Source organism: Rhodococcus pseudokoreensis (assembly GCF_017068395.1).
GTDB lineage: Bacteria > Actinomycetota > Actinomycetes > Mycobacteriales > Mycobacteriaceae > Rhodococcus_F > Rhodococcus_F pseudokoreensis.
In genome coordinates, this window is sequence record NZ_CP070619.1 from 1,485,526 (window position 1) to 1,511,414 (window position 25,889).

General features: G+C 62.4%; 19 protein-coding genes and 1 pseudogene. 13 read left to right on the forward strand and 7 right to left on the reverse strand.

The window, feature by feature from the left end:
• Positions 1–113 precede the first annotated feature (113 nt).
• Positions 114–3,437 carry a protein kinase domain-containing protein gene (locus tag JWS13_RS12310; RefSeq protein WP_206005775.1) on the forward strand — a complete coding sequence of 1,108 codons (3,324 nt, stop codon included), beginning with the start codon at positions 114–116 and terminating at the stop codon, positions 3,435–3,437.
• Between the two features lie 33 nt (positions 3,438–3,470).
• Here JWS13_RS12310 and JWS13_RS12315 read toward each other — a convergent pair whose 3' ends face one another.
• Complete coding sequence (locus JWS13_RS12315; protein ID WP_206005776.1) at positions 3,471–4,238, reverse strand: SDR family NAD(P)-dependent oxidoreductase; 768 nt, start codon at positions 4,236–4,238, stop codon at positions 3,471–3,473.
• 315 nt (positions 4,239–4,553) lie between these two features.
• Between JWS13_RS12315 and JWS13_RS46430 the strand changes: the two are divergent.
• Positions 4,554–5,085 (forward strand): annotated as a pseudogene (locus JWS13_RS46430) (3,4-dihydroxy-2-butanone-4-phosphate synthase); the annotation flags it as partial.
• Here JWS13_RS46430 and JWS13_RS12325 read toward each other — a convergent pair.
• On the reverse strand, positions 5,044–5,391 hold the full coding sequence (locus tag JWS13_RS12325) for a hypothetical protein (RefSeq protein WP_206011964.1): 348 nt from the start codon (positions 5,389–5,391) through the stop codon (positions 5,044–5,046). The pseudogene JWS13_RS46430 and the gene JWS13_RS12325 overlap by 42 nt on opposite strands.
• 30 nt (positions 5,392–5,421) lie before the next feature.
• Between JWS13_RS12325 and JWS13_RS12330 the strand changes: the two genes are divergently transcribed.
• Positions 5,422–6,102 (forward strand): riboflavin kinase, encoded by a 681-nt coding sequence (locus JWS13_RS12330; protein ID WP_206005778.1) that lies wholly within the window; start codon positions 5,422–5,424, stop codon positions 6,100–6,102.
• A 45-nt stretch (positions 6,103–6,147) separates the two neighbouring features.
• A complete protein-coding gene (locus JWS13_RS12335; RefSeq protein WP_206005779.1) occupies positions 6,148–6,375 on the forward strand; it encodes a DUF3263 domain-containing protein in 228 nt (75 codons plus the stop codon).
• A 108-nt stretch (positions 6,376–6,483) separates the two neighbouring features.
• Here JWS13_RS12335 and JWS13_RS12340 read toward each other — a convergent pair whose 3' ends face one another.
• Complete coding sequence (locus JWS13_RS12340) at positions 6,484–8,142, reverse strand: class I adenylate-forming enzyme family protein (protein WP_206005780.1); 1,659 nt, start codon at positions 8,140–8,142, stop codon at positions 6,484–6,486.
• A 165-nt stretch (positions 8,143–8,307) separates the two neighbouring features.
• Between JWS13_RS12340 and JWS13_RS12345 the strand changes: the two genes are divergently transcribed.
• The 8 genes from JWS13_RS12345 to JWS13_RS12380 all read left to right on the forward strand — a co-directional run bounded on the left by JWS13_RS12345 (position 8,308) and on the right by JWS13_RS12380 (position 18,630).
• Positions 8,308–8,976 carry a TetR/AcrR family transcriptional regulator gene (locus JWS13_RS12345; protein WP_241032158.1) on the forward strand — a complete coding sequence of 223 codons (669 nt, stop codon included), beginning with the start codon at positions 8,308–8,310 and terminating at the stop codon, positions 8,974–8,976.
• Positions 8,977–9,744: 768 nt separating this feature from the next.
• Positions 9,745–11,031 (forward strand): PucR family transcriptional regulator, encoded by a 1,287-nt coding sequence (locus tag JWS13_RS12350; RefSeq protein ID WP_206005781.1) that lies wholly within the window; start codon positions 9,745–9,747, stop codon positions 11,029–11,031.
• A 462-nt stretch (positions 11,032–11,493) separates the two neighbouring features.
• Complete coding sequence (locus JWS13_RS12355) at positions 11,494–12,702, forward strand: NAD(P)/FAD-dependent oxidoreductase (protein ID WP_206005782.1); 1,209 nt, start codon at positions 11,494–11,496, stop codon at positions 12,700–12,702.
• Positions 12,703–12,738: 36 nt separating this feature from the next.
• A complete protein-coding gene (locus JWS13_RS12360; RefSeq protein ID WP_206005783.1) occupies positions 12,739–13,059 on the forward strand; it encodes a 2Fe-2S iron-sulfur cluster-binding protein in 321 nt (106 codons plus the stop codon).
• A gap of 37 nt (positions 13,060–13,096) precedes the next feature.
• A complete protein-coding gene (locus JWS13_RS12365; RefSeq protein WP_206005784.1) occupies positions 13,097–14,302 on the forward strand; it encodes a cytochrome P450 in 1,206 nt (401 codons plus the stop codon).
• A gap of 39 nt (positions 14,303–14,341) precedes the next feature.
• Positions 14,342–15,277 carry an alcohol dehydrogenase catalytic domain-containing protein gene (locus tag JWS13_RS12370; RefSeq protein ID WP_206005785.1) on the forward strand — a complete coding sequence of 312 codons (936 nt, stop codon included), beginning with the start codon at positions 14,342–14,344 and terminating at the stop codon, positions 15,275–15,277.
• 137 nt (positions 15,278–15,414) lie between these two features.
• On the forward strand, positions 15,415–17,130 hold the full coding sequence (locus JWS13_RS12375; RefSeq protein WP_241032160.1) for a 3,4-dihydroxy-2-butanone-4-phosphate synthase: 1,716 nt from the start codon (positions 15,415–15,417) through the stop codon (positions 17,128–17,130).
• A gap of 333 nt (positions 17,131–17,463) precedes the next feature.
• Positions 17,464–18,630, forward strand: a complete 1,167-nt coding sequence (locus JWS13_RS12380; protein WP_206005786.1) for an LLM class flavin-dependent oxidoreductase — start codon at positions 17,464–17,466, stop codon at positions 18,628–18,630.
• Positions 18,631–18,750: 120 nt separating this feature from the next.
• Here JWS13_RS12380 and JWS13_RS12385 read toward each other — a convergent pair whose 3' ends face one another.
• Together JWS13_RS12385 and JWS13_RS12390 are read right to left on the reverse strand one after the other, a co-directional pair.
• Positions 18,751–19,866, reverse strand: coding sequence for an LLM class flavin-dependent oxidoreductase (locus tag JWS13_RS12385; protein WP_241032162.1), 1,116 nt, complete (start codon positions 19,864–19,866; stop codon positions 18,751–18,753).
• Between the two features lie 59 nt (positions 19,867–19,925).
• Positions 19,926–20,327 carry a nuclear transport factor 2 family protein gene (locus JWS13_RS12390; protein WP_206005787.1) on the reverse strand — a complete coding sequence of 134 codons (402 nt, stop codon included), beginning with the start codon at positions 20,325–20,327 and terminating at the stop codon, positions 19,926–19,928.
• Positions 20,328–20,558: 231 nt separating this feature from the next.
• Here JWS13_RS12390 and JWS13_RS12395 point away from each other — a divergent pair, with 231 nt between their 5' ends.
• Positions 20,559–23,228, forward strand: coding sequence for a LuxR C-terminal-related transcriptional regulator (locus JWS13_RS12395; protein WP_206011577.1), 2,670 nt, complete (start codon positions 20,559–20,561; stop codon positions 23,226–23,228).
• Positions 23,229–23,415: 187 nt separating this feature from the next.
• Here the strand turns inward: JWS13_RS12395 and JWS13_RS12400 are convergent, their stop codons facing one another.
• Together JWS13_RS12400 and JWS13_RS12405 are read right to left on the reverse strand one after the other, a co-directional pair.
• Positions 23,416–24,075, reverse strand: a complete 660-nt coding sequence (locus JWS13_RS12400) for a carboxymuconolactone decarboxylase family protein (RefSeq protein ID WP_241032164.1) — start codon at positions 24,073–24,075, stop codon at positions 23,416–23,418.
• A 5-nt stretch (positions 24,076–24,080) separates the two neighbouring features.
• Entirely contained in the window at positions 24,081–25,748 is a 1,668-nt protein-coding gene (locus JWS13_RS12405) for a class I adenylate-forming enzyme family protein (protein WP_206005789.1), read from the reverse strand.
• Between the last annotated feature and the right edge of the window lie 141 nt (positions 25,749–25,889).

Here is a 25,889-nt window from a genome sequence, read left to right on the forward strand (position 1 = left end):
TCGATATCCTGAAGGAACAACCTTATGAGATGAGTAGCGTGTTGGAGTCCACGAGACCTATACCGATCAGGTTTTGCGCTCGACGCTGTCCCGGACGGTGAGAGGACTCTCTCGTGGCCGCTGATGATCCCTTCGAGACGGAGAGAGCAGTGACTCTGTCGGTGACGGAGGAGTTGATCGCGGCCGGCTTCGAAGATGCTCACGAAATCGGACGGGGCGGCTTCGGTGTCGTCTATCGATGCCTGCAGCCGTCGCTGGACCGCACCGTGGCAGTCAAGATCCTCGAAGCCGACCTGGACGAGGAGAATCGGGCCCGGTTCTTCCGTGAACAACGAGCAATGGGCCGCCTGACCGGTCACCCGAACATTGTTACGGCCCTGCACGTCGGCGTCACGGGCAGTGGCCGTCCCTACATCGTGATGCCGTACCACCCAAAGGACTCCCTCGAGGCACGGATTCGCCGCAATGGCCCGCTCCCGCTGGAGGACGCTCTCCGGCTAGGGGTGAAAATAGCAGCGGCGGTGGAGTCCGCGCACCGCGAGGGCATCCTGCACCGGGACGTGAAACCCGCGAACATCCTGCTCACCAATTTCGACGAGCCGGCGCTGACCGATTTTGGCATTGCCCACGTTTCCGGCGGATTCCAGACCGCCACGGGCACCGTGACCGGCTCGCCGGCCTTCACCGCACCCGAGGTTCTCAGCGGCGACCCCCCTACCGAATCCTCGGACGTCTACAGCCTCGGTGCCACCGTGTTCAGCGCCATCACCGGGCATGCGGCATTTGAGCGCCGAAGTGGTGAGCAGGTTATCGCCCAGTTTCTGCGGATCACCACCCAGCCGGTACCGGACCTACGTGAGCAGGGCATCCCAGACGAGGTGAGCGAGGTCATCGAGCGCGCGATGGCTGCAGACCCGGAGATCCGCCCCCCTACTGCCGCCGCATTCGGTGACGAACTGCGCCGGATTCAGAACGTCTACGGGTTCCCTGTCGACGAGATGGCCTTGTCCGGCGACGCCGGCGCCGCGGGCCACGATCTGGACTTGGCGAGTACTGCCCCTCAACCTGCCGAGTCCAGGCCGGCTCACCGCACATCGTCGCCCGCCGCCCGAGCCTCGGTGGGAGACCTGCCTCTCGCGCTCACCAATTTCGTTGGTCGCCGTAACGAGCTGGCCGAGGCGAAGAGCATGCTGTCGGCGTCTCGTTTGGTGACGTTGACCGGCATCGGTGGGGTCGGCAAGACACGTCTCGCCCTACGGGTGGCCGCTGATGCCCGGAAAGGGTTTGCCGACGGGGTGCGGTGGGTCGAGCTGGGTGAGTTGCAGGATGAGTCGTTGGTCGTGGGTGTGGTGGCCGCCGCACTCGGGGTGCGGGATCGGTCCGCCCGCCGACTCGATGACGTCGTGGCGGAGTTCCTCACTCCGAAGCACCTGCTGCTCATTCTCGACAACTGCGAGCACGTAGTGGATGCGGCCGCCGCCCTGACCGAGAGGCTGCTGCACACCTGCCCAGAGCTGCGGGTTCTGACCACCAGCCGCGAAGCCCTCGCCCTCGGTGGCGAGGCGGTGCTCCGCGTGCCGCCACTGGCGGTCCCCGCCTCCGAACGGACGCCGACCCTGCGCGGGCTCCCTCAGTACGATGCGGTGACTTTGTTCGTGGATCGGGCCTCCGCCGCGGTACCAGGGTTCGAACTCACCGAGGACAATCGCGGCGCGGTGTCCCTGATCTGCCAACAACTAGACGGCCTGCCCCTGTCGATCGAGTTGGCGGCGGCACGATTACGGGCGATGTCGCCCGAGCAGATCCTCGAGCGGCTCACCGACCGCTACACGCTGCTCACACGCGGCAGTCGCGGCGCACCATCACGCCAGCAGACGCTACGACTGTCCATCGACTGGAGTCACGACCTGTGCACGCCGCGGGAACAGCAGCTGTGGGCCCGACTGTCGGTGTTTGCAGGCAGCTTCGAACTCGATGCGGCCGAGGACGTGTGCGCCACGGATCTCGCCGCGGGTGATTTGCTCGATGCGGTGACCTCGCTGGTCGACAAGTCGATCCTGATCCGCGAAGACGCGGTCGCGGTGGTGCGGTTCCGGATGCTCGAGACTTTGCGAGACTACGGCCGGGAGAAGTCCGAGCAGTCCGGGGAGCATCCCGAATTGCGCCGCCGTCACCGGGATTGGTACCAGCAGTTGGTGTTGCAGGCAGAGGCTGAGTGGATCAGCCCGCGCCAACGGGAGTGGATCGGACGCCTCGAGCGGGAACAGGCGAATCTGCGTGGCGCGATGGAGTACTCCCTGTCAGAATGTCGGATGTCCGACCCCGGCGGTGACACGGCAGGACTGCGAATCGCCGCCTCCCTGTTCCAGTTTTGGCTCTCGCGCAGCCTTCTCAGCGAGGGGCGGCATTGGCTGAGCCGCGCCCTTGCTTGCCTGCCGGAGCAGCCGACCGCCGCACGGGTCGACGCGCTGTACGCCGACAGCATCCTGGCCGAACTGCAGGGCGAAATCTCCGCCGGAGTAGCGCGAGTCGATGAGGCGCACGCCCTGGCCGAGCAAATAGCGGACCCCGTAGTCCACGCGCGCGTCGCCCACGCAGACGGACTCCTGGCCCTCTACAGCGGCGATGTACCCCGTGCCTGCACCCGCCTGGAGGAAGCCCTCGAGGGTTTCGGCGACCGCAGCAACCTAGCAGATCAGGTATGGATCCGCTTGATGCTCGGTCTGGCGTACGAATTGCAGGGCGACGTTCCCCGTGCCATCGCCTGCCAACAGCAGGTGCTCGACACCACCGAAGCCCATGGCGAATCAGTCCTACGGTCGTATTCGCTGTGGGCCATGGCGGTTGCCGTCTTCCAGCAGGGCGAACCCGGTCGAGCAGATCGATTGCTGAAGCAGTGCATTCGCCTGACCCGACTTCTGGACGAACCTCTCGCTGCCGCCGTGGCCCTCGAGACGCAGGCATGGATCGCTGCCGGCGAGGGCAACACACAACGTGCAGCGGTCCTCCTGGCCGCAGCCGAGGCACTGGGACGATCCGTCGGGAGTTCCCCGATGCTGTTCGACAACCTGCTCCCCCATCATGAGCACAGCGAACGGCAGATCCACGCGGCACTCGGCGCACAAGCGATTGAAGCGGCATACCGGAAGGGGACGACCATGAACTTCGAAGAAGCCGTGGCCTTTGCCCTGGGCGAACACACCTCGCCCGCGTCGCCGCGCGCCGACCACGACACGACGAGCTTGACAAAGCGCGAGCGTCAAGTCGCCGACCTGGTCTCCCAAGGCCTGACCAACAAGGCCATCGCGACCCAACTCGTAATATCCCTGCGAACCGCGCAAGGCCACGTGGAAAACATCCTCACCAAACTCGGTTTCACGTCGAGGACTCAGATCGCGGCATGGGTTGCAGAACATGCCCAGAGTAAGCATGGATGATCCGGAAACCACAGCCAGGCAACGACGTTCGCACTACCGTGGCGCCATGCGCAGGGCGCCGTCCATACGAATGGTCTCACCGTTGAGGTAGTCGTGTTCGACGATCATCTGGGCGAGTTGTGCGTATTCGGCGGGTTGTCCGAGGCGGGAGGGGAACGGGACTCCGGCTTCGAGGCCCTTGCGGTATTCGTCGGTGACGCCGGCGAGCATGGGGGTGTCGATGATGCCGGGGGCGATGGTGTTGACGCGGATGCCGAACTGGGCGAGGTCGCGGGCGGCGGGGACGGTCATGCCGTGCACGCCGCCCTTGGATGCGGAGTAGGCGATCTGGCCGATCTGGCCCTCGAAGGCGGCGACGGAGGCGGTGTTGATGACGACGCCGCGCTGCCCGGACTCGTCGACGGTGTCGGTCTTGGCGATGGCGTCGGCGGCCAGGCGCATGACGTTGAACGTGCCGAGCAGGTTGACGGTGATGACGGTGCGGAACAGTTCGAGGTCGTGGGGGCCCTTCTTCGACAGGATGCGGCCGGCCCAGCCGACGCCGGCGCAGTTGACGACGATGCGCAGCGGCAGACCCGACTCGACGATCTTCTCGATCGCGGCCTGGACCTCGTCGCCGCTGGTGACGTCGGTGGGAAGGAGGGTGACGCCGTCGGGGACGTTGTCGCCGGCGCGTTCGATGGACTGGGGCAGGTCGAGTCCGAACACGGTGGCTCCGGCGTCGGCGAGACGCTTGGCGGTGGCGGCACCGAGGCCCGACGCTGCTCCGGTGACCAGTGCGGCGGTTCCCTGAATTTCCACAGTTCGCATCCTTCGTTTCCGGCGACCTCCGTGGGTCACCTCATGCTGAAGCGCCCCGCCTGTGCGGAGCACCCCTACTACCTACTTATGCGGCGAGCACGCACCCTCTTCTGATCGGCAGCTCGGACTCGCCATACGACTCGCAACCCGCTACCGCAATCTAAACATCTACGTTGATGTTGACTCAATTCCGAAAAGTTGCGATCCTTGTCACAGAAGGAAATCCGCGCACTACTTCGGCAGTGGCACAGTCTCCGATATTTCCGTCTACCGCAGGCAGCAACAGAATGGAGATCCACCGATATGGATAGTTCGATGTCGCGGGTACAACAGAGCCTCTCCGACCTCGCTGCCGGCAGGCCCGTCGTACTTGCGCCCGGCCCGCCCGGTGATCGCGATGGATATCTACTCCTTGCCGCGGAGAAGGCATCGCCGGCTTCCGTCGCGTTCCTCGTCAAGCACAGCTCTGGCTTCATCTGCGCCGGCGTCACACGGCGTGAATGCACCCGTCTCGACCTCCCACCCATGACGGGAACGGACCGTCGGCAATCCGGTGGCTGGCATACGGTGGCGGTTGACGCAATCGAGGGCGTCAGCACCGGAATCTCGGCATCAGATCGAGCGCACACCCTGCGGCAGCTGGCCAGCCGCGAGTACGGCCCGCCAATTCACCCGACCAGGCCATATCGTTCCGCATTGCGTAGCCGAAGGTGGTGTACTTGCCAATCCGGGCCCAGCCGAGGTGATCACCGACCTCAATCGGGCGGCGGGACTTCGGCAGGTGGGCGCATTCGCGGCGTTGGTCTCAGTCGAGGACCCCACCCAGAATGCGCGCGCACACGAGTGCCGTCAGTTCGCCGAGACCCACGAACTGAACTGGGTGACCGCCGACGATCTCATTCTCTATCGTCGAGCCGTTGAACTGCATGTTCGTACCACCTTCACGGTGACCAACCCCGGACCGTACGGCGATCTCCGCACGTCCGGCTTCCACAGCGATGCCACCGGGTCCGACTATGTCGCCTACCGAATCGGTGAACCGCACACCATCGACACCCCGCTGGTTCACGTGTACCGAGAGTCCAACTACGCGCCCCACGCATCCCCCGTCGACCAGGGCCTGCAAGACATGTTCGCGTTCGTTGCCGGCCACGGTGGCGGCGCAATTCTTGTCGAGCGGAACATGAACGACATCGACTCCTTCACCCTCACGCCGGAGGAACGTGCTTGCAAGCGAGCCGGCCGAAATGCCGATATCGCTCAGATCCATCGCGAACTGGGCATTACTGCGCCCCGCCTGCTCGCGGCACCAGCAGAGCTCCACGTCGCGCTGTGCGACCTCGGGATCGCTGCCGTGCTGGAACCTGCCGGCGATCCTGCGGCGGCGCCCACAACGAAATCGCCAATCGGATCGACCTCGACGTCGATCCGTTCCGTGCGCGGCGTTGTCGCACATGGTGATCAGCGCGGCCGCGAGTTGGGCTTCCCGACGGCCAATCTGACGGTCGACGACGACGTCTACACGGGACTCGTCGACGGAGTGTGGGCTGGTCGTTGTGCACTCCCCGACGGACGATCCGTGATATCGGCCGTGTCGATCGGGCGACGGTCCACGTTCTATGGGCGCGTGGGACCACGACTACTGGAGGCGCACCTACTCGACTTCGAGGAAGATCTGTACGGTCGTGAGATCACCGTGCAGCTGGATCACTGGATCCGTGGCCAGGCCACCTTCGCGTCGAAAGAAGAGCTGATCGCAGCGCTCGACGGCGACGTGCACAATGTCCGAGCGCTGACACGGGCCGCTCGCTCGCCGGAACTTCAATCCTCTGCCCCGCCAGACGAAAACGCCGTTCCCGGGTAGACATCGCCGAATACAGAATGCAACGCGAAGGATCGGAGATCGCACGTGCTCGCAGACACCAATGACCGTTTCGAACGCCAGATGCTGGGATTCGCGCTGCGCTGGCATCCTTACGGCGGAGGCTCGCGCAGACTGATTTTCGAGGAGTTCGGTCTGGATGCACCAACCTACTTCAGCAGACTCGCACGAATACTCGACGCCGACCGATCCGTCACGTCCGAGAAGACGCGCGCAGCGATCAGAAGTGTGTGTGCGGTGCGACTGCGGGAATGAACACACGAGCACCGCACCACACCACCCTTCGTCGAGGCAACCGAGGGCCGATGGCAGCCTGTGTTGCGAAGCCACTTCGCAAGATAGCGAGGATTGACGCAGGTCCCACTACCGTGCGTCCATGTCGGTTGTCAGTTCCGCGAGACGGTCCTGCAGTTGACGCTTGTTGATCTTGGTTGCGGACATCGGCCACTCATCGGGGCCGACGATGTACACAGCGCGGGGAATCTTGAAGTTACTGATCCTTCCCCGACAGAACTCGATCAGGTCATCCGCTTGCAGGGTGTGACCAGCACGGATCTCGACAAATGCCACTGGAACCTCGTCGAGCCGCTCATCGGAGCGTCCGATGACAGCGGCGGTTCTCACGGCAGGATGCTCGCAGAGGAACGCTTCGATCTCGATGGCGGCGACGTTCTCTCCACCTACTTTGAGCATATCCTTGAGGCGTCCGTGGAAGACCAGACAGCCGGACTCCCTGCGGCTGTACAGGTCGCCGGTGTGGAGCCATCGGCCTGCATCGAGTGCCTCGGCGGTCTTGACCGGATCCTTGTAGTAGCCATCGGTGACACAATAGCCACGCACCAGGATCTCCCCGGGCACGTCGATGGGCTGCTCGGCGCCGGTATCCGGATCGATGATGCGTACCTCGATCCCCGGCGCCGGCTTTCCCTGTGCTCCAGATCGGTCGGCAACGGTCTCCGAACGCTCGCTCAGGGCGTAGATGCCCGCGGTTTCCGTCATCCCGCAGGCCGCCACCAACTCGGCGGCCGGGAACATCCGCTGCACCTGCTCGATGAGAACGCGCGGCCCGATCAGAAACAAATAGCGTAAGGAGGCGAAATCCCCGGCATCGAACCTCGGATGATCCATCAGAGCCTGAATCGAGGCAGGGAACCACGGCCAGGCGGTCGTGGGGCGTTCGCGTGCAATCAGCTCGAGTGCCCGCCCAGGCTCGAAATAGATGTCGGTCAGGTACGTACCACCCGCCCCGATGGCTCCCAACAAGGGTGCGAGAGCTGCTATGTGGAAGAGCGGTCCAGCCGCCCAGCTGATATGACGCCCCTCGGTCGCCAGCCGCTTCGCGGCACGATCGACCGGCCCGCGAGTCAGCGCCTCGTGCGAGAGCATGCAGCCCTTGGGATGTGCTGTCGTCCCGGATGTATAAAGGATCGCCGCGGTGTCACGGACGCGCACACGCAGCCGCTGTTGATGCACGTCATCGCAGGTCTGGCGACTGGCCAGGCCGTCGAACTCTGATCGCCCGATGAAGCCGGCCTTGTCCTCACCTCGCAAGAGCACGGCGCCCCGCAACATCGGGGCCTCGGGGAGCGCGAGCCGTGACGTAGACGCCGCCTCCGACAAAGACGGGACAGCGTCGTGGATCAGGGCGACGAAGTCGACGTACTCGTCGGCGTCAGCCAGCGTGAGAAGTACCTCGAGATCGGCATCCTCGATGATGTACGCGAGCTCGGCTGCCTTGTGCCGGGCGTTGAGCGGAACCACGACACTGCCGATCAAGGCGGCACCGAAGAAGCCCTCCACGAATTCGATGCCATTCGGGGCGAGGAGTCCGACGTGGTCACCGAGCTGCACCCCGAGCGCGAGCAGGCCCCTGGCAACACCGGCGGCGCGGTCGAGGACCTCTTTATAGGTGTAGCGGTTGTCGGGAAAGACGATAAGGTCCTGATCGGGATGACGGTGGGCACCGCGGACCAACAGGTCTCCGACGGGTGTCACCTCACACCAGTCGCCGTTGTACGTCATGGACCCTCACTCGCGGAACTAGTGTGGAGCTACAGCAGCCAAGCGGTGGTTGCACCGACGTTATGCAACGAAGCACAATCTGTCAACGTTGAAGTTGATTGACGTCAACGTTGATGGCAGTCCGGGCCGGAAACGCGTACCATCCCATGGGTGCCCAGAACCACAGTGACTACCAGCAGCGGGATGAGTCGGCGCCGGCGGAGCGCACAGAACGAAAGTAGTCCCAACTACCAGGCAAAACGCCGCGAGTTGTTGCGGGATGCCGCCATCGTGTTCCAGGAAAAGGGCTACGAAGCCGCGACGTTGAACGACATCGCAGAACGGTTCGGCACCGACCGCGCTTCCATCTACTACTACTTCGCCAGCAAGAAAGAGCTCTTTCAGGCGCTCTTCCACGATGTGGTCAGCGGCGTGCTCGATGAGAACATCACGGCCGCGGAGGCCGTGCTGGCACTCGATCTATCCACCGCGGAGAAACTCCGCCGCCTGGTCGAACTCCAGCTGCTGTCGTACGAGAACAACTATCCGTACGTGTACCTGTACATCCAGGAGGACATGGCGAAGCTCGAGTTCCAGTCGACGCCGTGGGCCAAGGACATGCTCCGGAAGACCAAGCGGTTCGAGAAGATCGTTTCCGATTTGCTCGACGACCTTGTCGCCGAGGGAACCTTCCGCGGTGACATCCCTACGCCGCTGATGGCCAAGGCGCTATTCGGGATGATCAACTGGACCCACCGGTGGTTGAAGCCGGGGCCGCGCAAGGTCAATGCCAAACAGACTATCGACGCCTTCTGCAGCCTCTTCTTCGAGGGCGCCTTGAAGCCCGACGCTTAGGCCGACCGCACGCACAGCGTGCTACTCGAAAGCGGACTCGAATGCACTCCAACACCCTTGGACAGCCTGCATGATGACCGCGTGTCCGCTCCGGCGGGCGGACAGCCTACGACCCTCCGACCGCTCCTGGGCCGCTGCGGCGCGCGGGTTGACAGGGTTGAGACCTCCCCACCTTGGCAGGCGTGTTGCAGAACCCGTTCGAGCAGCCCCAGCGCCCCGATCGTGGGCCTGGTGATCGCCCGGGGCTCGGGCCCGCGGCGCGCATTCGGTGTCACCACACAGAGTCGCCGTGCGTCGAAGGAACAGCCGCCGGCCTGAACAACGCCACGCTGCGTAAGCGTCAGAGGCAACCTCCGAGTCACCCCGAATGCACGCTGACAAGAGCCAAATCAACCCTGACGTTGACGGTTGCGGACCAAAAAGCCTACAGTGATCACCTGTGGCGCCCGTCACGTCCGAAGAAGAGGGGATTGTCGATTTTAGAATCGCAGGCGAAGGTCAAGATGCCGGTTTCGCTGCATGCGCAACTCAGCAGAAACACGCCCGAGCGCATCGCGCAGCATCGGGCGAGGCCAACAGCTTGTGGCAACACCGTCGCAATGCCGTACGAGCTTGACACCGCCGAATGGCGGGCTCAATCGAGAACGCGCGCTCTGCACGGTGCTCGCCCACACTCTGCGATGAATGTAAGCCATTATTGCCCCCTCGAGCGATTGACCTCCGAACGCACAGATTCCGAATCGGAACGGCAGACCAAGGGTGGCGGAATTGCCTGAGCGTGCCGAAGGCGGCCAGCCGGACCATGCTGATTCGCAAGTCAGAGAAATCGTCTCGGCGATCACGGCCGTTGCTGACGCCCGCCTCACGGAGATCGCTGGTGCTATCGTCACGCGCCTGGTCGGTGAGATCGAGTATTTCGCCACTGATCAACCGATCCTCGATCAGTTGAATGCTGGTGCAGCCGATAACTTCGCCATCACGATGGCGATCTTGCGGCACGATATTGAAATCGAGGCGGTCGGGCCGTCGGCGCCCGCCACCGAGCTAGCTCGATTGCTCGCGCAGCGCGACATCCCGATTACAGCTCTCGAGCATGCATACCGGTTGTACCAAGACAGCGTTGTGCGTTGGTGTTTGCAGGAACTGGCCCTTCGGAGCGAAAGCGCAACGGTCACCGCTGGCGCAGCCCTCGAGATCACGACCCTGGTTTCCGCCCACGTGAACCTGATCGCCCAACAGTTGTTGTCTACCTACGAGTTCGAGCGAGACGCTTGGCGATTGCGTCGAAGCGCATCCAGGTCGGCACGAATCAACGATCTTCTTGCGAATCGGCATGTCGAAGTCGAACCGACCGAGAGGATTCTGGGATACCACTTGGGCCAGTATCACCTCGGCATCGTCATGTGGACGGACCGCGCCCAGAGCCCCGAAGTGGGGTTAGCGCATCTTGAATCGGCCGCAACTGCACTTGCATGCCAACTCGGCACAAGCGCGCCTCCCCTCTTCGAGGCACGAGATGAGCACATGGCACGCGCATGGGTGCCACTGGGTGACGCGGACACAGTCGACAGTGAACGCCTGAGCGCTGTCAAGCGCCGTTGGGACAGTCCTGTCATCGTCGCAATCGGGCAGCCTCGCGAAGGTGTCGAGGGGTTCGTACGTACTCACACCGAGGCCGATCTGGCCAGAGTCGTCGTGCAGGCGTCGGAATCGCCTGGTCCAGGGATCGTGTGCGCCAGCGACCTGGGAGCGGTGATGTTGATGTGCAACGACTTGAGCGCAACCCGGGCGTGGGTGACCGACATCCTGGGCCCGCTCGGAATCGACGACTCTGCGGCCGCTCAGCTGCGCGCGACACTGCGCGAGTTCCTACGAACGGGCGGCAGCTACGCTGCCGCCGCCGATGCGTTGCACATGCACAAGAACTCTGTCGCATACCGGCTCAAGAAGATCGAAGACCAGCTCGGGCGCTCCGTGCGGGACCACCGGTTGAATCTCGAGATCGCGTTGGAGTTGGCCTTTTGGCTTGGATCGGCCGTACTGACGCAAGATTGAGCCTGCGCACGAATCGACGGGGGTCCTCCGCTGTCCAGGCGAGGACGCGCGCCACGTGATGCGTAGCCGTCTCATATGACCAACTCCACACTGCGTGCAGACTGTGACTGGGCGCACAGACCAAAACCTCGCGTCAACTGTGTGGTGAGCGCCCGATGTAATCGACGACCTGCACACCTAGGTTGGTAGTAGCCCGAACAGATCGACATCGATTCGGAAACAGCCGGCCCTGCACCGAATCCGTTCCCGAACACCAAACCATCGAGTGCGCCAAGACTCCTGGACTCCACCGTTGACGGAAACGGACAACGCGCGCGCCATTGCGGCACCACGAACGCAGAACGCAGAACAACAATCAGCGCGCTCTGGACAAGCAACGGGATGTAAGCGCTATCCGCCCCAACCGCTGAACGGGTGGGCCGAGGACGCTCGAGGAACCGCTACCGAGATGGAGTGTGACTTGTGACCAGCGAAAATCAGACCGCCCTGGGGGGGCGACTTGTCGTCGTGGGCGGTGGAACCGCCGGCGCCGAGGTAGCCTTCGCTTCCCGAAGCGCGGGCTGGACAGGTGAAATCATCGTCCTGAGCGATGAGGCTTATGCGCCGTACCACCGGCCGCCGCTGTCGAAGGACCTCTTGAAGATGGACGCCGTCTTCGCTGATCCTGATCCGTTGAAAGGCGCACCGCTATACGCCAAGAAGAACATCGAGCTTCGCTTGGACAGTCGCGTCGACGGCATCGATGCGACTGCTCGAACCCTGAGCATGAACGCGAATCACTCCCTCTCCTACGATCGCCTGGTCTTGGCCGTCGGAGGGCGCGCCCGCCAGCTCCCGCTCATTGCTCAACTCGAAACACGACCCACCAACGTCCACGAGCTGCGCACCCTCGACGACTGCGCGCGACTGCGTTCCTGTTTCCAAACTGGGCGCGTCTTGATGATCGTGGGCGCCGGCTACATCGGCCTCGAAGTGGCCGCAGCCGCAGTGAAGGCCGGCCAGAGGGTGATCCTGCTCGAAGCAGCGCCCCGCGTTCTCGCGAGGGTGACGGCACCGGTGGTCTCACAGTTCTTCGAGCGGGAACATGCCAAACGAGGGGTGGAGATCTTGACCTCCACGACCATCGACAACCTGTCGTTCGGTGCCGACGGACGAGTAGATCGTGTCGCGACGTCCGACGGGGCTGAATACCAGGTCGACAATCTGGTCGTAGGAGTTGGGTTGGAGCCCAACATCGAACTTGCCAACGATGCTGGTCTGGAGATCGGCAACGGAATCGTGGTCGACGATTCGATGAGGACGAGCGACCCGAACATCCTCGCTTTAGGGGACTGCGTGGACTTCCACAGTGGATTCTACGACCGCCGCGTCAGAATCGAATCGGTCGCCAATGCTGTGGAACATGCCCGCCGCGCTGCGATCACGTTGACCGGTGGAGATCCGAAACCCTGGCAGGTTCCGTGGTTTTGGTCGAATCAGTACGAGCACAGCCTGAAGATCGTTGGGCTCTCCACCGGATATGACGAGACACGAGTCATCGACGACTCAGCGGGCACCTCCTTCGCAGTCGAGTATCTCAGAGACGGTCGACTCATCGCAGTAGATGCCATCAACCATGCTGCCGCGTTCCAGTCCGGTAAACGGCGAATTGTGGAGACGATTCACGCCTGAGCGATCAATCATTCGAAGCGCTACGAAAGGACAACCATGCCAACCGTCACCTACATCTGCCCCGACGGGGAGTTGGAAGAAGTCGAGGTACCGGTGGGAACCTCAATCATGAAAGCCGCTGTATCCCACGGCATCGAATCGATCGTCGGTGATTGCGGGGGAAGCGCGTCGTGCGCCACCTGCCACGTGTACGTGGAGAGCCACCTCGAAAAGCTGCCCCCCAAGAGCTCCAACGAGGACGAGATGCTCGGTGACGCAGCGTCCGAGGTCCTACCCAACAGCCGCCTCGGTTGCCAGCTGGTCATGCGCGACGACCTGGCCTCACTGGTCGTTCGTGTCGCGCCCGAACAGTGGTGACTACCGAAATCGCTCACATCAACCAGAAGGACATGCCATGACGACAAGCATCGAGACCCAGAACCTTCCCAGCAATGTGCCGCCGGAGCGTGTGGTCGATTTCGACATGTTCGCGCCGGGGGACATCAGCAACGGCCTACAGGCTGCGTGGGCCGGGTTGCAGGAAAACGGCCACGGCCTGGTGTGGACGCCACGCAACGGTGGTCACTGGATCGCGGTGCGCGGCAACCTCATCAAGGAAGTATTCGAGAACCACGAGACCTTCTCGAGCAAGTGTCCCTTCTTGCCGAAAGAAGCGGGCGAGCAATACAGTTTCATACCCACCTCCCTCGACCCGCCCGAGCACCGCCCGTACCGGAAAGTGCTCAACGCGGCCGTTGGCCCGGGATCGATTCGCCGCATCGAAAATGAAATCGAAGGAATCGCGGCTGGTCTGATCGAGTCGATTGTTGCCGAAGGTAAGTGCGACTTCACGAAGGCGTTCGCCGAGATCTTCCCGGTCGAGGTGTTCTTGCGTCTCGTCGACCTGCCGAGCTCGGATTCGGCACGCTTGAAGTTCATCGCGGACCAGATGACGCGGCCCGACGGTACGATGACGATGACCGAGGCGACGAACCTCTTCTTCGACTACCTTGGGCCCGTCATCAACGAACGACGCGAGAACCCCGGTCCGGACGCGATCAGTGCAGTCGTCACGAGCACCGTCGAGGGACGTCCGCTGACACAGGATGAATGCCTGCGAATCTGTGGGTTGCTTCTGCTTGCAGGACTGGACACTGTCGTCAACTTCCTCAGCTTCATGATGCAACATCTTGCCGAGAACCCCTCCGATCGAAAGACACTCGTCGACAATCCGGAACTCATCGACAACGCGGCCGAGGAGTTGTTGCGTCGATACGGATTGGTTGCCGACGCTCGAATCATCAATGGCGACAGCGAGATGGACGGAGCCACGCTCCTCGACGGCGACATGGTCGCCGTGCCGACGATGCTCTTCGGACTGGATCCGCAGGTGACAGGGTGCCCCATGGACGTTGACCTGCATCGAAAGGATCCAGAACACTTCACTTTCGGCCACGGAGTGCATCACTGTGCGGGCTCCTACCTGGCTCGGAAGGAGATCACGACGACACTGAAGGAGTGGCTCGCCCGTATTCCCGATTTCGAGATCGTTCCCGGAGAGAAGATCGAACACCGATCTGGAATCGTCGGCGCCGTTGTCAGCTTGCCGCTCCAGTGGTGAAGTCCTCGCACACATCGACATCGAAAGGCTTCTGAGCAGATGAAGGCATGGCAATTCACAGCGATAGACGAGCCACTCCACAAGGTCGACGTGGCTGACCCGGAGCCCGGACCCGCCGACATCATCATCGATACCGGGGCCGTCGGGTTGTGCCATTCGGATATCGGCTTCATGGACGGGACCATCACGGCACTGCTGGGCCACGTACCCATCATCCTCGGGCACGAGATCGTCGGTACCGTGTCCGCAGTCGGGTCTGACGTCACCGAGTTCGCGAAAGGTGACCGTGTCGGAGTGCCTGCCACTACCGATGGGCCAGGAACCGCGTTGAACGGTGGGTACGCGCAGAAAGTCAAGGTCCCGGCCAATCTCCCGGTCCACCTGCCCGACGGACTCTCATTCCGCGATGCCGCGCCGGCGACCTGCTCCGGACGGACGGCGTACCGGGCAGTACATACCGCTGGACAGGTCGAATCCGGAATGAAAGTGGGCATCATCGGCTTCGGCGGTCTCGGCTACTTCGGTGTCCAGATTGCTCTGGCGGCAGGGGCCATCGTATTCGTATCCGAACTCAACGAGTCGAGGTGGCCACTCGCGCGCGAGCTGGGCGCGAAGGGGTGTTCGAAGGACATCCGCGATTTCGAGTCCGAACAATTGGACTTGATCATCGACTTCGCGGGCGCCGACGGAACTCTGAGTTCCGCCGTTGATGCCATTCGCCACAGTGGCCGCATCGTCGAGGTGGGGCTGGGCGTCGCGACATCGTCGGTGTCGATTCCCAACATCACGATGAAAGAAGTCCGCATCGTAGGCGCGTCCAATGGAACGAAGGCGGAAGCGCGCGCGATACTTGAACTTGTCGCGCAAGGATCAGTTCGGCCGAACACCGAGCAGATCGCCTTCGACGACATCCCCGAAGGGTTGCATCGCCTGGAGCAAGGTGCAACGGATGCGAGGCTGATCGCGGTCCTGTAACCGGAGTGTTGGCAACCCACGGGCCGTGCAAAATGCGTGCCCGTGGGTTGCCGTCTTATCAGATCCGATGCTCGGGTCGGTCCGCGAAACGCGGATACAGCAGAACAGTCCCGATCGACCTCGACAAAACGGTCGGTTTGTCTGAGCAACTCAAAGAAGATTTATCGACGCAGACCGGTTCATCACGTCCGGCGACGCCCGCACACCCGGTGCACGACCAGGCCTGTACTCGCTCGGGCGTACGAAACGGACACATCGCCTGTACGGCCGCGGCGCGTCGATCCTCGAAATCTTTCAATGTCCACGTTGATGTTGACACCCGCGACTATCTTTGCGACGCTCGTCACAGCGCTTTGGCAATCACCCTGAAAGAATCGAGGCCGACGATGGACTGTCCGACCACTCGGGTGCAACGTGCCGTGTCCGATCTCAGCGCCGGACGACCCGTCGTGCTGACAGGTGCGAATCCGGCAGATGACGCCCACATTCTTCTCGCGGCGGAGAAGTCGACAGTCGAGTCGATAGCATTCCTGGTGAGGTTCGGCTCCGGTCTGGTGTGCGCCGCGCTCCCTGCCATCGAGTGCGACCGTCTTCAGCTCACCAGGATGGTTGGGGAGGACCGAGACCATTCCGGAATCGAGTACACCGTCAGCGTCGACGCCGTTGGGCCGGGCACCGGAATATCGGCCGCCGACAGGGCCCGAACGCTACGCATGCTGTCGGACGGGTCCAGCGGCGCCGACGCATTCACCAGGCCGGGGCACGTGCTGCCGGTGCGGACGGATCCTGCCGGGGTCCTGGCGCGTCGAGCCGCAGCGGAAGCCGCAGTCGACCTGGTCAGCGTGGCAGGCCTCCGCCAGGCCGGAACCTTCACTGCCCTGGTCTCCGAGGATGATCCCACCCGCATCTCCGGCTCCGAGGAGGCACAGCGGTTCGCCGCCGCCCACGGACTGAGTTTTGTCTCGATCGAGGACGTAGTCACCTACCGGCGAATGGCCGAATCGCATCTCCACACACAGTTCACGCTCATGCGGCAGTCGGCATTCGGACAGGTCCGTTGCGTCGGATATCGCAGCGACATCACCGACTCCGAATATGTCGCATACTCCCTCGACTCCGCCCCGCGCCTCGGCACGCCCGTCGTGTGTCTGGAAAGCGAAGTCGACCCAGCGCCGCACCTGACACCTGACATCGCCACTGCCGCCCTGGCCACGATAGCCGAACACGGCTACGGCACAGTGGTTGTGGCCCGCCACAACCACGATGCAGCGAGGTTGGCCGACGTCAGTGCAGACCTAGTCGAGGTGGTGCGGGAATGCGGATATCGCTCGCCGATTCTGCTCAACTTCTCACCTGAGGCTCGTACGATGATGTGGCATTTCGGCATGAGCATAAGTAGCGGGCCGTTCGACTCCGTCTCGCCCGACAGCCTCCAGCCCAGCTCACAATCCATGGCGGAAAATGACGCGGAGTCCACCCACGTGGTCGGGGTGGTTGTGCGAGGCGATCAGCGCGGCCGGGAGCTTGGATTCCGGACGGCAAACCTCCAGCTGGAGGATTCCAACTCGATTGCTGACGGAGTGTGGGCCGGTAGGTGCCTCCTACCGGACGGCTCGGATTTCACCGCCGCCATTTCGATCGGCCGGCGACCCACATTCTACGGGCGGTCGGGGGCGAGGCTTCTCGAGGCTCACCTGCTCGACTTCTCGGGCGACCTCTACGGACTCACGATCACTGTGCAGCTGGAGCATTGGATGCGTGGACAGGCAGCCTTCGCATCGAAGGAAGAACTGATCGCGGCACTCTCGGCTGACGTGGTACGAACTCGATCATTGGTGAGCGCCGTCGGATGACGCGCGAATCAACGTCAACGTGGCAGTTGACAGTGATCGCGATCACCATTAATCTGTGTGGTGCGGTGATCGGCCCGCACCTACCGACGACACGCCGCAAGTTGGCGAATGCATGCAAAGAGCCCGCGTTCGATGCCATTGCGCTCGAGCCCTGCCGGCCATCGGGAATATCACGAACACATACGGATTCGCATGAATGATGCAATTCCGCAACGAGCAAACCCGAGCGACTTGGAGGCTCATTCCAGAATGTGATCCGACCGGAATGCACGGCACTGTCACCACGACCGAAATCGATACCTCGACGAAGACAACAGATTGGGAGATCCAAAAATGGAATGCGGAATTTTTCACACTCCGTACATGCGCCCCGGGCGCAAGGACAAGGAGACGTTCGAGTACTCGCTGCTCCTTGCTGCGGCCGCCGACAAGTTCGGCTATCGCGACTTCATGATCGGGGAGCACGGCATGCAGGCGTGGGAAAATATCCCCAACCCTGAACTGCTGATCGTCGCGGCCGCGCAGATCACCGAACGCATGCGATTCGCACCGATGGCGCACATCGTGCCTCTCCACAACCCGTCGACCCTCGCGATCCAGGTCGGGTACACATCGCAGCTGCTCGAGGACCGCTACTTCCTCGGCGTCGGGGCCGGTTCCTGGGAGAACGAAGCGGTACTGCGTGGCCAGCCCGGCGACCTGTCCGAAGCACACCCTCGCTTGATGGAGGGGCTCGAAGTGATGGACAAGGTGTGGCGCCAGGAACCCTTCGACTTCGAAGGCAAGTACTACAAGGCCGCCCGCCTCGACAGCCAGATCGATCCCGGCAGCGTCGCATCGCATGGCGAGTTCAAGGTCAAGGAGGGTGAGGAATACCATCTGACTGCAGATCACTCGCCGCACGGCGGCGCAGACGGTCTCGAAATTGCTGTCACCGGCCTGAGCAAGAACTCCCCCTCGCACCGACTCGCCGGCGAACGCGGATGGACCCCCATCTCCTTCTACGGAGGTTCTGCACTACTGAAGTCGCAGTGGGATACGTACTCCGAGGCCGTCCGATCCATCGGCGGAACGCCGCAGGGTGCAAACTTCAAGATCGCCCGCGACGTGTACGTTGCAAAGACCGACGAGGAAGCCAAGGAACAGGCCAAGAACGGCGCCCTGGGCCATGCATGGAAGAAGTACCTCATGCCGGTCTACCAGAAGTACCGGATCCTTCAGGGCTTCATCGACGATGCAGACAAGAAGGTCGACATCGACGATGTCGACCTGGACTACCTGGCCGACCACGTCTGGCTGTGCGGTAGCCCCGAAACCGTCATTGCCAAGATCGAGAAGACCTTCGAGCTGGCGGGTTTCCGGTACGGTCAGCTGGCCGTCAACACCCATGACGCTCTGGATGACCCGGCACCGTGGGTGGAGTCACTGCGCCTGTTCGCGACGGAGGTCGTACCGAACGTGCACGTCGAGGGCACGCACGAGACGGTCGCAGTGAACTGACGTCGATTTCCTTCGTCTCTCGACGAAGCATGTCTCGTCGGAGATGATGCGCTGTTCTGAGACTTAGCGGTGATGAGGGCGAATTGCCCTCATCACCGCTACGTCATTTCTGCCCGAGCACTACACCGTCACCGCTGTGGGAAGCGAGATCTTGGGAGCCACTTCCTTCTGAATCATTGCCAGCGAATTGAACCAGGGCGCCGGATCGTCGGAATAGTCGTGGGATTCGATCTGCAGGGTGCCCCATCCGCCGCTGGCCTCGAACAACGTATTGATCTTCTCCACGACGGTGTCCGGTGAACCCACGCAGAACACGTTGTCGACGACCCACTCGAGGTCGACGTCGGCCCGGTCCGCGCCGGCGTCCTTGATGAATCCGTCCATCATGCCGAATCGCCACCAGATCGGAATGAGGTAGCGCTCGAAGCAGTATCCGATCGGCCCGTCCATCACGAGCCGCTTCGCCTCCTTGTCCGTGTCCGCGACGAACACCGTCTGGGACACGTGGTAGCGCGAGCGATCAGCGACGTGCCCATTGGCCTCCGCGGCGGTAGAGTAGATGTCCCAGTGCATCTTCAGAGCGTCCAGACCGGAGAAGATCGACATCGGTCGGAATCCGCGCTCACCCGCAAACTGCATCGACGGCGACTTGGCACTGAATCCCGTCACGGCGATCTCCGGTGCCCCACCCCACGGACTGAGGTCGGCCAGCTTGTGCTGGTCGTCGCCCTCGTCGCCGTGCTTCTCTTCCGGGTAGCCCGCGTTCCAAAAACGTCCCTCGTAGAAGAACGGCTCGCGCTTCCAGATGCGTTCCATGATGTCGAGGGACTCGCGGACCATCTCGTTGGTGAACTGCGTGTCTTCACCGCTCTTGATGCCGTGAATGTACGAGGCGTCCGGATATGCGCCGGCACCGACGCCGAGGAAATACCGGCCTTCGAGGATCTGGGAGAGCCAGCCGACCATGATCGCGAGCTTCGCCGGATTGTGGTGGGGAAGGATGTGAGCCATCGGCGCGAACTTGATCTGCTCGGTCTGGCGTGCTGCCGCTGCGATGATCAACTCGGGGTTGGGGATATTCTCCCAACGCTGAGAGGCATGCTCGGAAAACATGATCGAGTCGAAGCCGATCTTGTCGGCCTCGATGGCCTGTTGTACGCACCAATCGAACGTCTGGCGCGCGGTCCGCTCGGGACGCATGTACGGGTGGACGATGAGCCCGGTTTCCATTGCCATCGTGAGTGCCTTTCTACGAAACTGTGGTCGATTGCCCAGTGCTGGTACGGAACCCTTTGTCAGGCAAAGAAGATGTCGTATGCGTGCTTGGTATCCATGTACTCCTTGACGGACAGGATCTTTCCGTCACGGATCTCGAACAGGAAGTGGTACTGGTTCTGATAAACTTTGCCGTTCTTCAACTTCGCGTACGACGTCGCCTCGACGGCCACCTTGTCGCCTTGGGCGATTGCCGAGTTGGGGGTGACCTCGAGAGCTCCGTTCTCGTACACGGAAGTGACTCCGCTGAGCAGCGCTCCGAGGCCTTCCCTGTCATAGCTCCCGGACATCCCGCCGATTCCTCCCGATACCCAATAGGTCGCCTCCGGATGGAGAGTGTCGAGAATCTGCTCCACGTCGCCCGTGGAGAAGACCTTTGCGAAGTTGTTGGCCAAGTCGATGTTCTGTTCCGGGGTGCCCATGGATGCTCCATTCCGTTTTGCTATGACTTGCATCACTGTTCACCCGAGTGGGTCGTTCGCGAAACCGTAGTTGCACTCGGAACGCCACCTGTCGCGGCGCGGCACGCTTGATGCAGTTCAGAACCCAATTCTGTCGGTCGTGAACGACGCAAACCAAGTCAATGTGTGTGTTGTCAGATCTTGACCACGCGGCTCAGTAGGGACATGATCAACCGGTGATCCTCACCACAAATCAACGAATGCGGACGAAAGAACAGAGTGAACGCTGATGAGTGGCGCGAGATAGTCGAGCTTCGCCGGGCCGGTGGATCGATCTCGGGTATCGCGACGCGATTGAAGATCTCGCGCAACACGGTGCGCCGCGCCCTGGAATTCGAGGCACCGCCCCACGACCATCGGCCACGGTCGGGGTCGTCGGCCGATGCCCTCCGACCCCGGATTGCCGCGGCGCTCGACGCAGACCCGGATGTCACGGTTGCACAGTTGCACCGCGAGCTCGAATGGAGCGGATCGCGAAATACTTTGGCGAGCGCGGTTCGCCGCGTCAAGGAGGAGCGTTCGCCACGAGCAACCGGAATCCGCCCATCGAGCATCCGCTCGTCGACTGCATCCGATATTCCACTCTTCTCGACAAGTTTCGTCGGTCGCGACGAAGAACTCCACGGAATCCGGGTACTGCTCGGCGAGAGCCGCCTGGTCACCGTCGCCGGCCCGGGTGGTATCGGCAAGACCCGACTCGCAGCCGAGGCCTCCGCGGCGTACCGGCGGGCTTTTCCCGATGGAGTCCGCTTCGTGGAACTCGCGTCCCTTCGGAGCGAATCGCTACTCCCCCAGACAATTCTGGACGCCCTGGGGTTCGACGAGCGAGATACACCGGAACGAAGTGCAACCGAATCGATCCTCGAATCGATCCGCAACAAGCACCTGTTGCTGGTGCTGGACAATTGCGAGCATCTCGTCAGCGCGTGCGCCGAGTTGATCTCGATACTATTGCGGAGCACAGAACACGTGAAGATCCTGGCCACCAGTCGTGAAGTGCTGTCAATTCCGGACGAGCACGTGCACGTCCTGGAGCCACTGTCCATGACGGACCACCGTGACCCGGACAGGCCGGGTGCCGCCATCGAGTTGTTCGAGAACCGCGCATCGGCCGCGTTGTCCGGATTTTCCGTGACGGATTCGAGCCGGGACGCTGCACGCCGGGTGTGCACGCAACTGGACGGTATGCCACTGGCCATCGAACTGGCGTGTGCGCGCTTGACTGCGCTGTCCGTCGAGGATCTCGCAGAACGTCTCGACGATCGGCTGGCGTTGTTGACGACCGGTAACCGTGGCGGGCCGAGCAGGCATCGAAGCCTGCATGCGACGGTCGAGTGGAGCTACGACCTCTGCACCACTCGGGAGCAGGCGCTCTGGGCCAGATTATCCGTATTTTCCGAAGGATTCGATCTCGCCATGGCCGAGAGCATCTGTGCTGGTGTTCCTGTCGACGCCGCGAGCATTCTGGATACGATCACCGGTCTGATCGGCAAGTCGGTGTTACAACGCACCACCAGCGAAGGTCGTGTCCGGTTCAAGATGCTCGAAACGATCCGGCACTTCGGCGCCGGCAAACTGTCCGACGACGAGAAGACGGCGTTGCGGCTGGCCCACCTGCGTTGGTGCGCTGAGCTGGTACACGCCGCCCGCCGGTCATGGACAGGGGCCGAGCAGGAGCGCGCGAGCACCCGGCTTCGGGAGAACCGCGCCAACCTGCGGTCGGCACTGCAGACTGCGCTGACCGACCGCAGTCCCGAGACGCTGCACCTTGCATCCGGTCTCGTCGCGACCTGGTTCCTGTGGTCGTCGGCATTCTCGGTACGCGAACACCGGATGTGGGTTACCGAGTTCCTTCCGCTCGGCGATCTGACCGAAGACGTCGCACCCAGGCTCTACGCCACTCTGGGACTGCTACAGACGATGCAGGGCGACCGATCCGAGGCCGTCCGAACCCTCGACACCGCCGCGCAGCGCGCACGCGAACTCGGTGACGATGCGGCACTCGCGTTCGCTCTGCAGACGCAAGGCCTCAACACCTACCTCGGCGGCGATTTCGAGGCCGGCGCACGCCACCTGTCGGACGCGTTGGCGCTCTACGAACGCCTCCCCGGCATCACCGATCTCATGTGGACCGCCCACATCGAAATGGGAATGCTGTGGAGCTCGAACGGACAGAACGACCGCGCTGCCGAACACTTCGCATTCGTTCACACTCACGCGTCGGCCGCTGGAGAGAAGTGGATGTTGTCCTATGCCGTATACGGACTGGGCTTGGTGGCGCTGGTCCGCGGCCGTCACGACGAGGCGATCACCCTTGCGATCGACGCCCTCGCACTCAAACGCGCCTTCGACGACACGGTCGGCGCCACACTGGTCACAGACCTTCTCGCGTGGGCCGAAGCAGCTGCTGGCTCCGGCGAACGTGCAGCCGTACTTCTCGGTGCAGCATCGTCCATGTGGGATTCATTCGGCATGCAACTATACGGATCTCAGCACTGGGTCCAACGACGGGAGGTGTACGAATCCCGCGCGCGCACCGCGCTCGGCGACACGCTCTACTCCGCATCCCACCGTCACGGCTCCACCATGTCGATGGCCGAACTCATCGCTTACGCACTGGACGAAAAGCTAACCGACGCCCCTGTATCGTCGTCGGACCCGATTGCCGGACTCTCACCTCGTGAGATCGACATTGCACGATATGTCGAGGACGGGCTCACCAACAAGGAGATTGCGGACCGGCTGGTCCTGTCGGTCAGAACCGTCGAGGGGCATGTCGCACACGTGCTCCGAAAGCTGGAGATAACCCGCCGCTATCAGGTCGCTGCTGCGCTCGCGGCCACCAGGGCCCGACGGGAGTGAACGCGGATCGAGGACGTTGCGTTGCAGCGGCGGGTAGAACGATTCCACGTCGCATGTCGCCACATGCGGAACCGTCCGCGATCGCGTCCCCGTCCATGACTCGGCCGAGTCAGCCTTCCACCGCGAGGGCAGATCCCTCACGCGTCAGGTGTCAACCAGAGCCGGGGCAGGCCGGAGAGGCCTGATGTCAGCCGACACCGCGGTGTTCGGGAGCTGCTGCCGCGATATCGAGAACTTCGCGAATACTGCGGGCACCGGCACCGAGGTCGAGCGCGTTCTTCAGGTGCAGCACAAACCCGGGCTTGTACCGGTGGGTTGGAGTGGAATCAGCCGCGAGAGATATCAATTCCTTCGTCACTGCCCGTAATGCCCGATTTTTCCACGGAACCGCGCAGTAGTCGAAGAACGCTACGAACGTTTCTGGTGACATCCTGAGCAGTGCGTCGAAGAAGCCTGGAAGCTCGTCCTCCATGCGCTGCCAGTACGGATCGGTACCGATGTGACGATCCCATAAGGCCTGCCGTGTCTCGTCGAGCGGTTCGACCTCGCCCCCGCTTCTGCGACGAACTGCACTCGACAACTGCCTGGACGACTCGAACAATGTGTGCACACCGAGTCCCGATACCACTGTCAACGCTTCCTGAATTTGTGCAGCGTCAAGGCCCAGGTCGAGTGCTTCCTCGATGTAGCGGCCGGTACCCGCGACATCCATCGTCGTTGCTACCGAGCACACCGCGATGTGTGTGAGCACACGTGTCTGCTGATCGAGGGCCGGTCCCTCGTCCACTCCGTCCAAAATCTCTTCGGCCAACACACGAAGATCTTGGATATCGAATTCGACTGTCATGGAGTTCATCCGGCTGTGCTCAGCGCGTCAGCAGGCGTTGTCAGTTGCGCTTTGAGCCCCCGCTTGTTGATCTTCGTGGCCGACATCGGCCACCGTCCGGGGTCGACGAAGAACACTGCGCGCGGGATCTTGTACCGGCCGATCTGGCCGTCACAAAATGCGATCAGCTCTTCTTCTGTGAGTTGGTGGCCTTCTCGGACCTCGACGAACGCCACTGGCACCTCGTCGAGCCTGTTGTCTGGCCGGCCGATGACAGCTGCAGTCAGAACGGCAGGATGCGAGCACAGGAAGGACTCGATTTCGATGGCCGCGACATTTTCTCCACCGACCTTCAACATGTCCTTGAGCCGGCCGTGGAACACCAGGCACCCCGACTCTGTGCGACTGTACAGGTCGCCGGTCCGCAGCCAGCCGTCGGAATCGATCGTCTCGGCGGTCTTTACGGGATCCTTGTAGTAGCCCTCGGTCACGCAGTAGCCACGAATCAGAATCTCGCCGGGAACCCCCACCGGTTGTTCCCTGCCGTCGAACGGATCGACGATACGAATTTCAACTCCCGGCACGGCCTTTCCTTGCGCACTGCTCCGGTCCTCGAACGATTCATCCGGCTCGCTGAGGGCATAGATTCCGGTCGTTTCCGTCATTCCGCAAGCCGCCATGAGCTCGGCCGAAGGGAACAGATTCTGAACCTCCTCGATGAGCACACGGGGCCCGATCAGGAACAGGTATCGAATCGAGTCGAACTCCGCTGCGTCAAACTTCGGATGCGACATGATCATCTGCATCGGCGCGGGGAACCACGGCCAGACGCACGTCGGTCGCTCGGCCCTGATCAGTTCGATGGCGCGGCCAGGTTCGAAGAACTCGTCGGTCAGGAACGTTCCCCCGGCACCGATCGCACCGATCAGCGGAGCCAGCGCGGCAATATGGAACAACGGCCCGCCCGCCCAACTGATGTGGCGCTCTCCTGCCGACAGGCGACCGGTCGCCCGCTCCACCGGGCCACGGGTCATCGATTCGTGGGTGAGCAGGCAGCCACGCGGGTTGGCGGTCGTCCCCGACGTGTACAGGATCGCGGCGATATCGCGCGTCCTGACTCGTCGGCGATGTCGATGAACGAGCGATACATCGACGGCCTCTGCTGCGGCATCCAGGTCTTCCCTGGAAGTGAATCCGGGCTTGTTCGCGCCTCGGAGCAGTAGCGCACGACGCAGACGCGGCGCTTCTGGTAGGTCGAGGTCGAGGTCGGCGTGGCCGTCGGCAGTCGCCAACGACGGCAGCGCTTCGTGGAGAACCTCGACAAAATCAACATAGGCGTCTGGACTGGACACTGTCAGTAGCGCGGTGATATCTGCATTCTCGACGATGTAGCCCAGTTCCTTGGCCTTGTGCCGTGCATTGAGCGGTACGACGACTGCCCCGATCAAAGCCGATCCGAAGAATCCCTCGACGAATTCGATACCGTTCGGCGCCAGGAGCGCTACGTGGTCGCCGGACTGAACTCCCACAGCCAAGAGCCCACGTGCAACCGCTACTGCACGCTCGAGGACCTCGGCGTAGGTGAATCGCTCCTCAGGGAACACGATTAGGTCGCGGTCAGGATGGGCGTGTGCTCCACGCACCAACAGATCGCCGAGCGGAGTGACGGAGCACCAGTCGCCGAAGTCAGTCATGTCGTCCTAATTTGTCGATCGTCGTAAGCGATATCGCCGACGAATTGCCTGTATGAATGGCACAGAGTTCGCGTGCTGCGCGTAGAAGATCTCGGTGAGGTTCACGCTAAGCGACTCGCCTCGCGCTGTCAACGTCGGAGT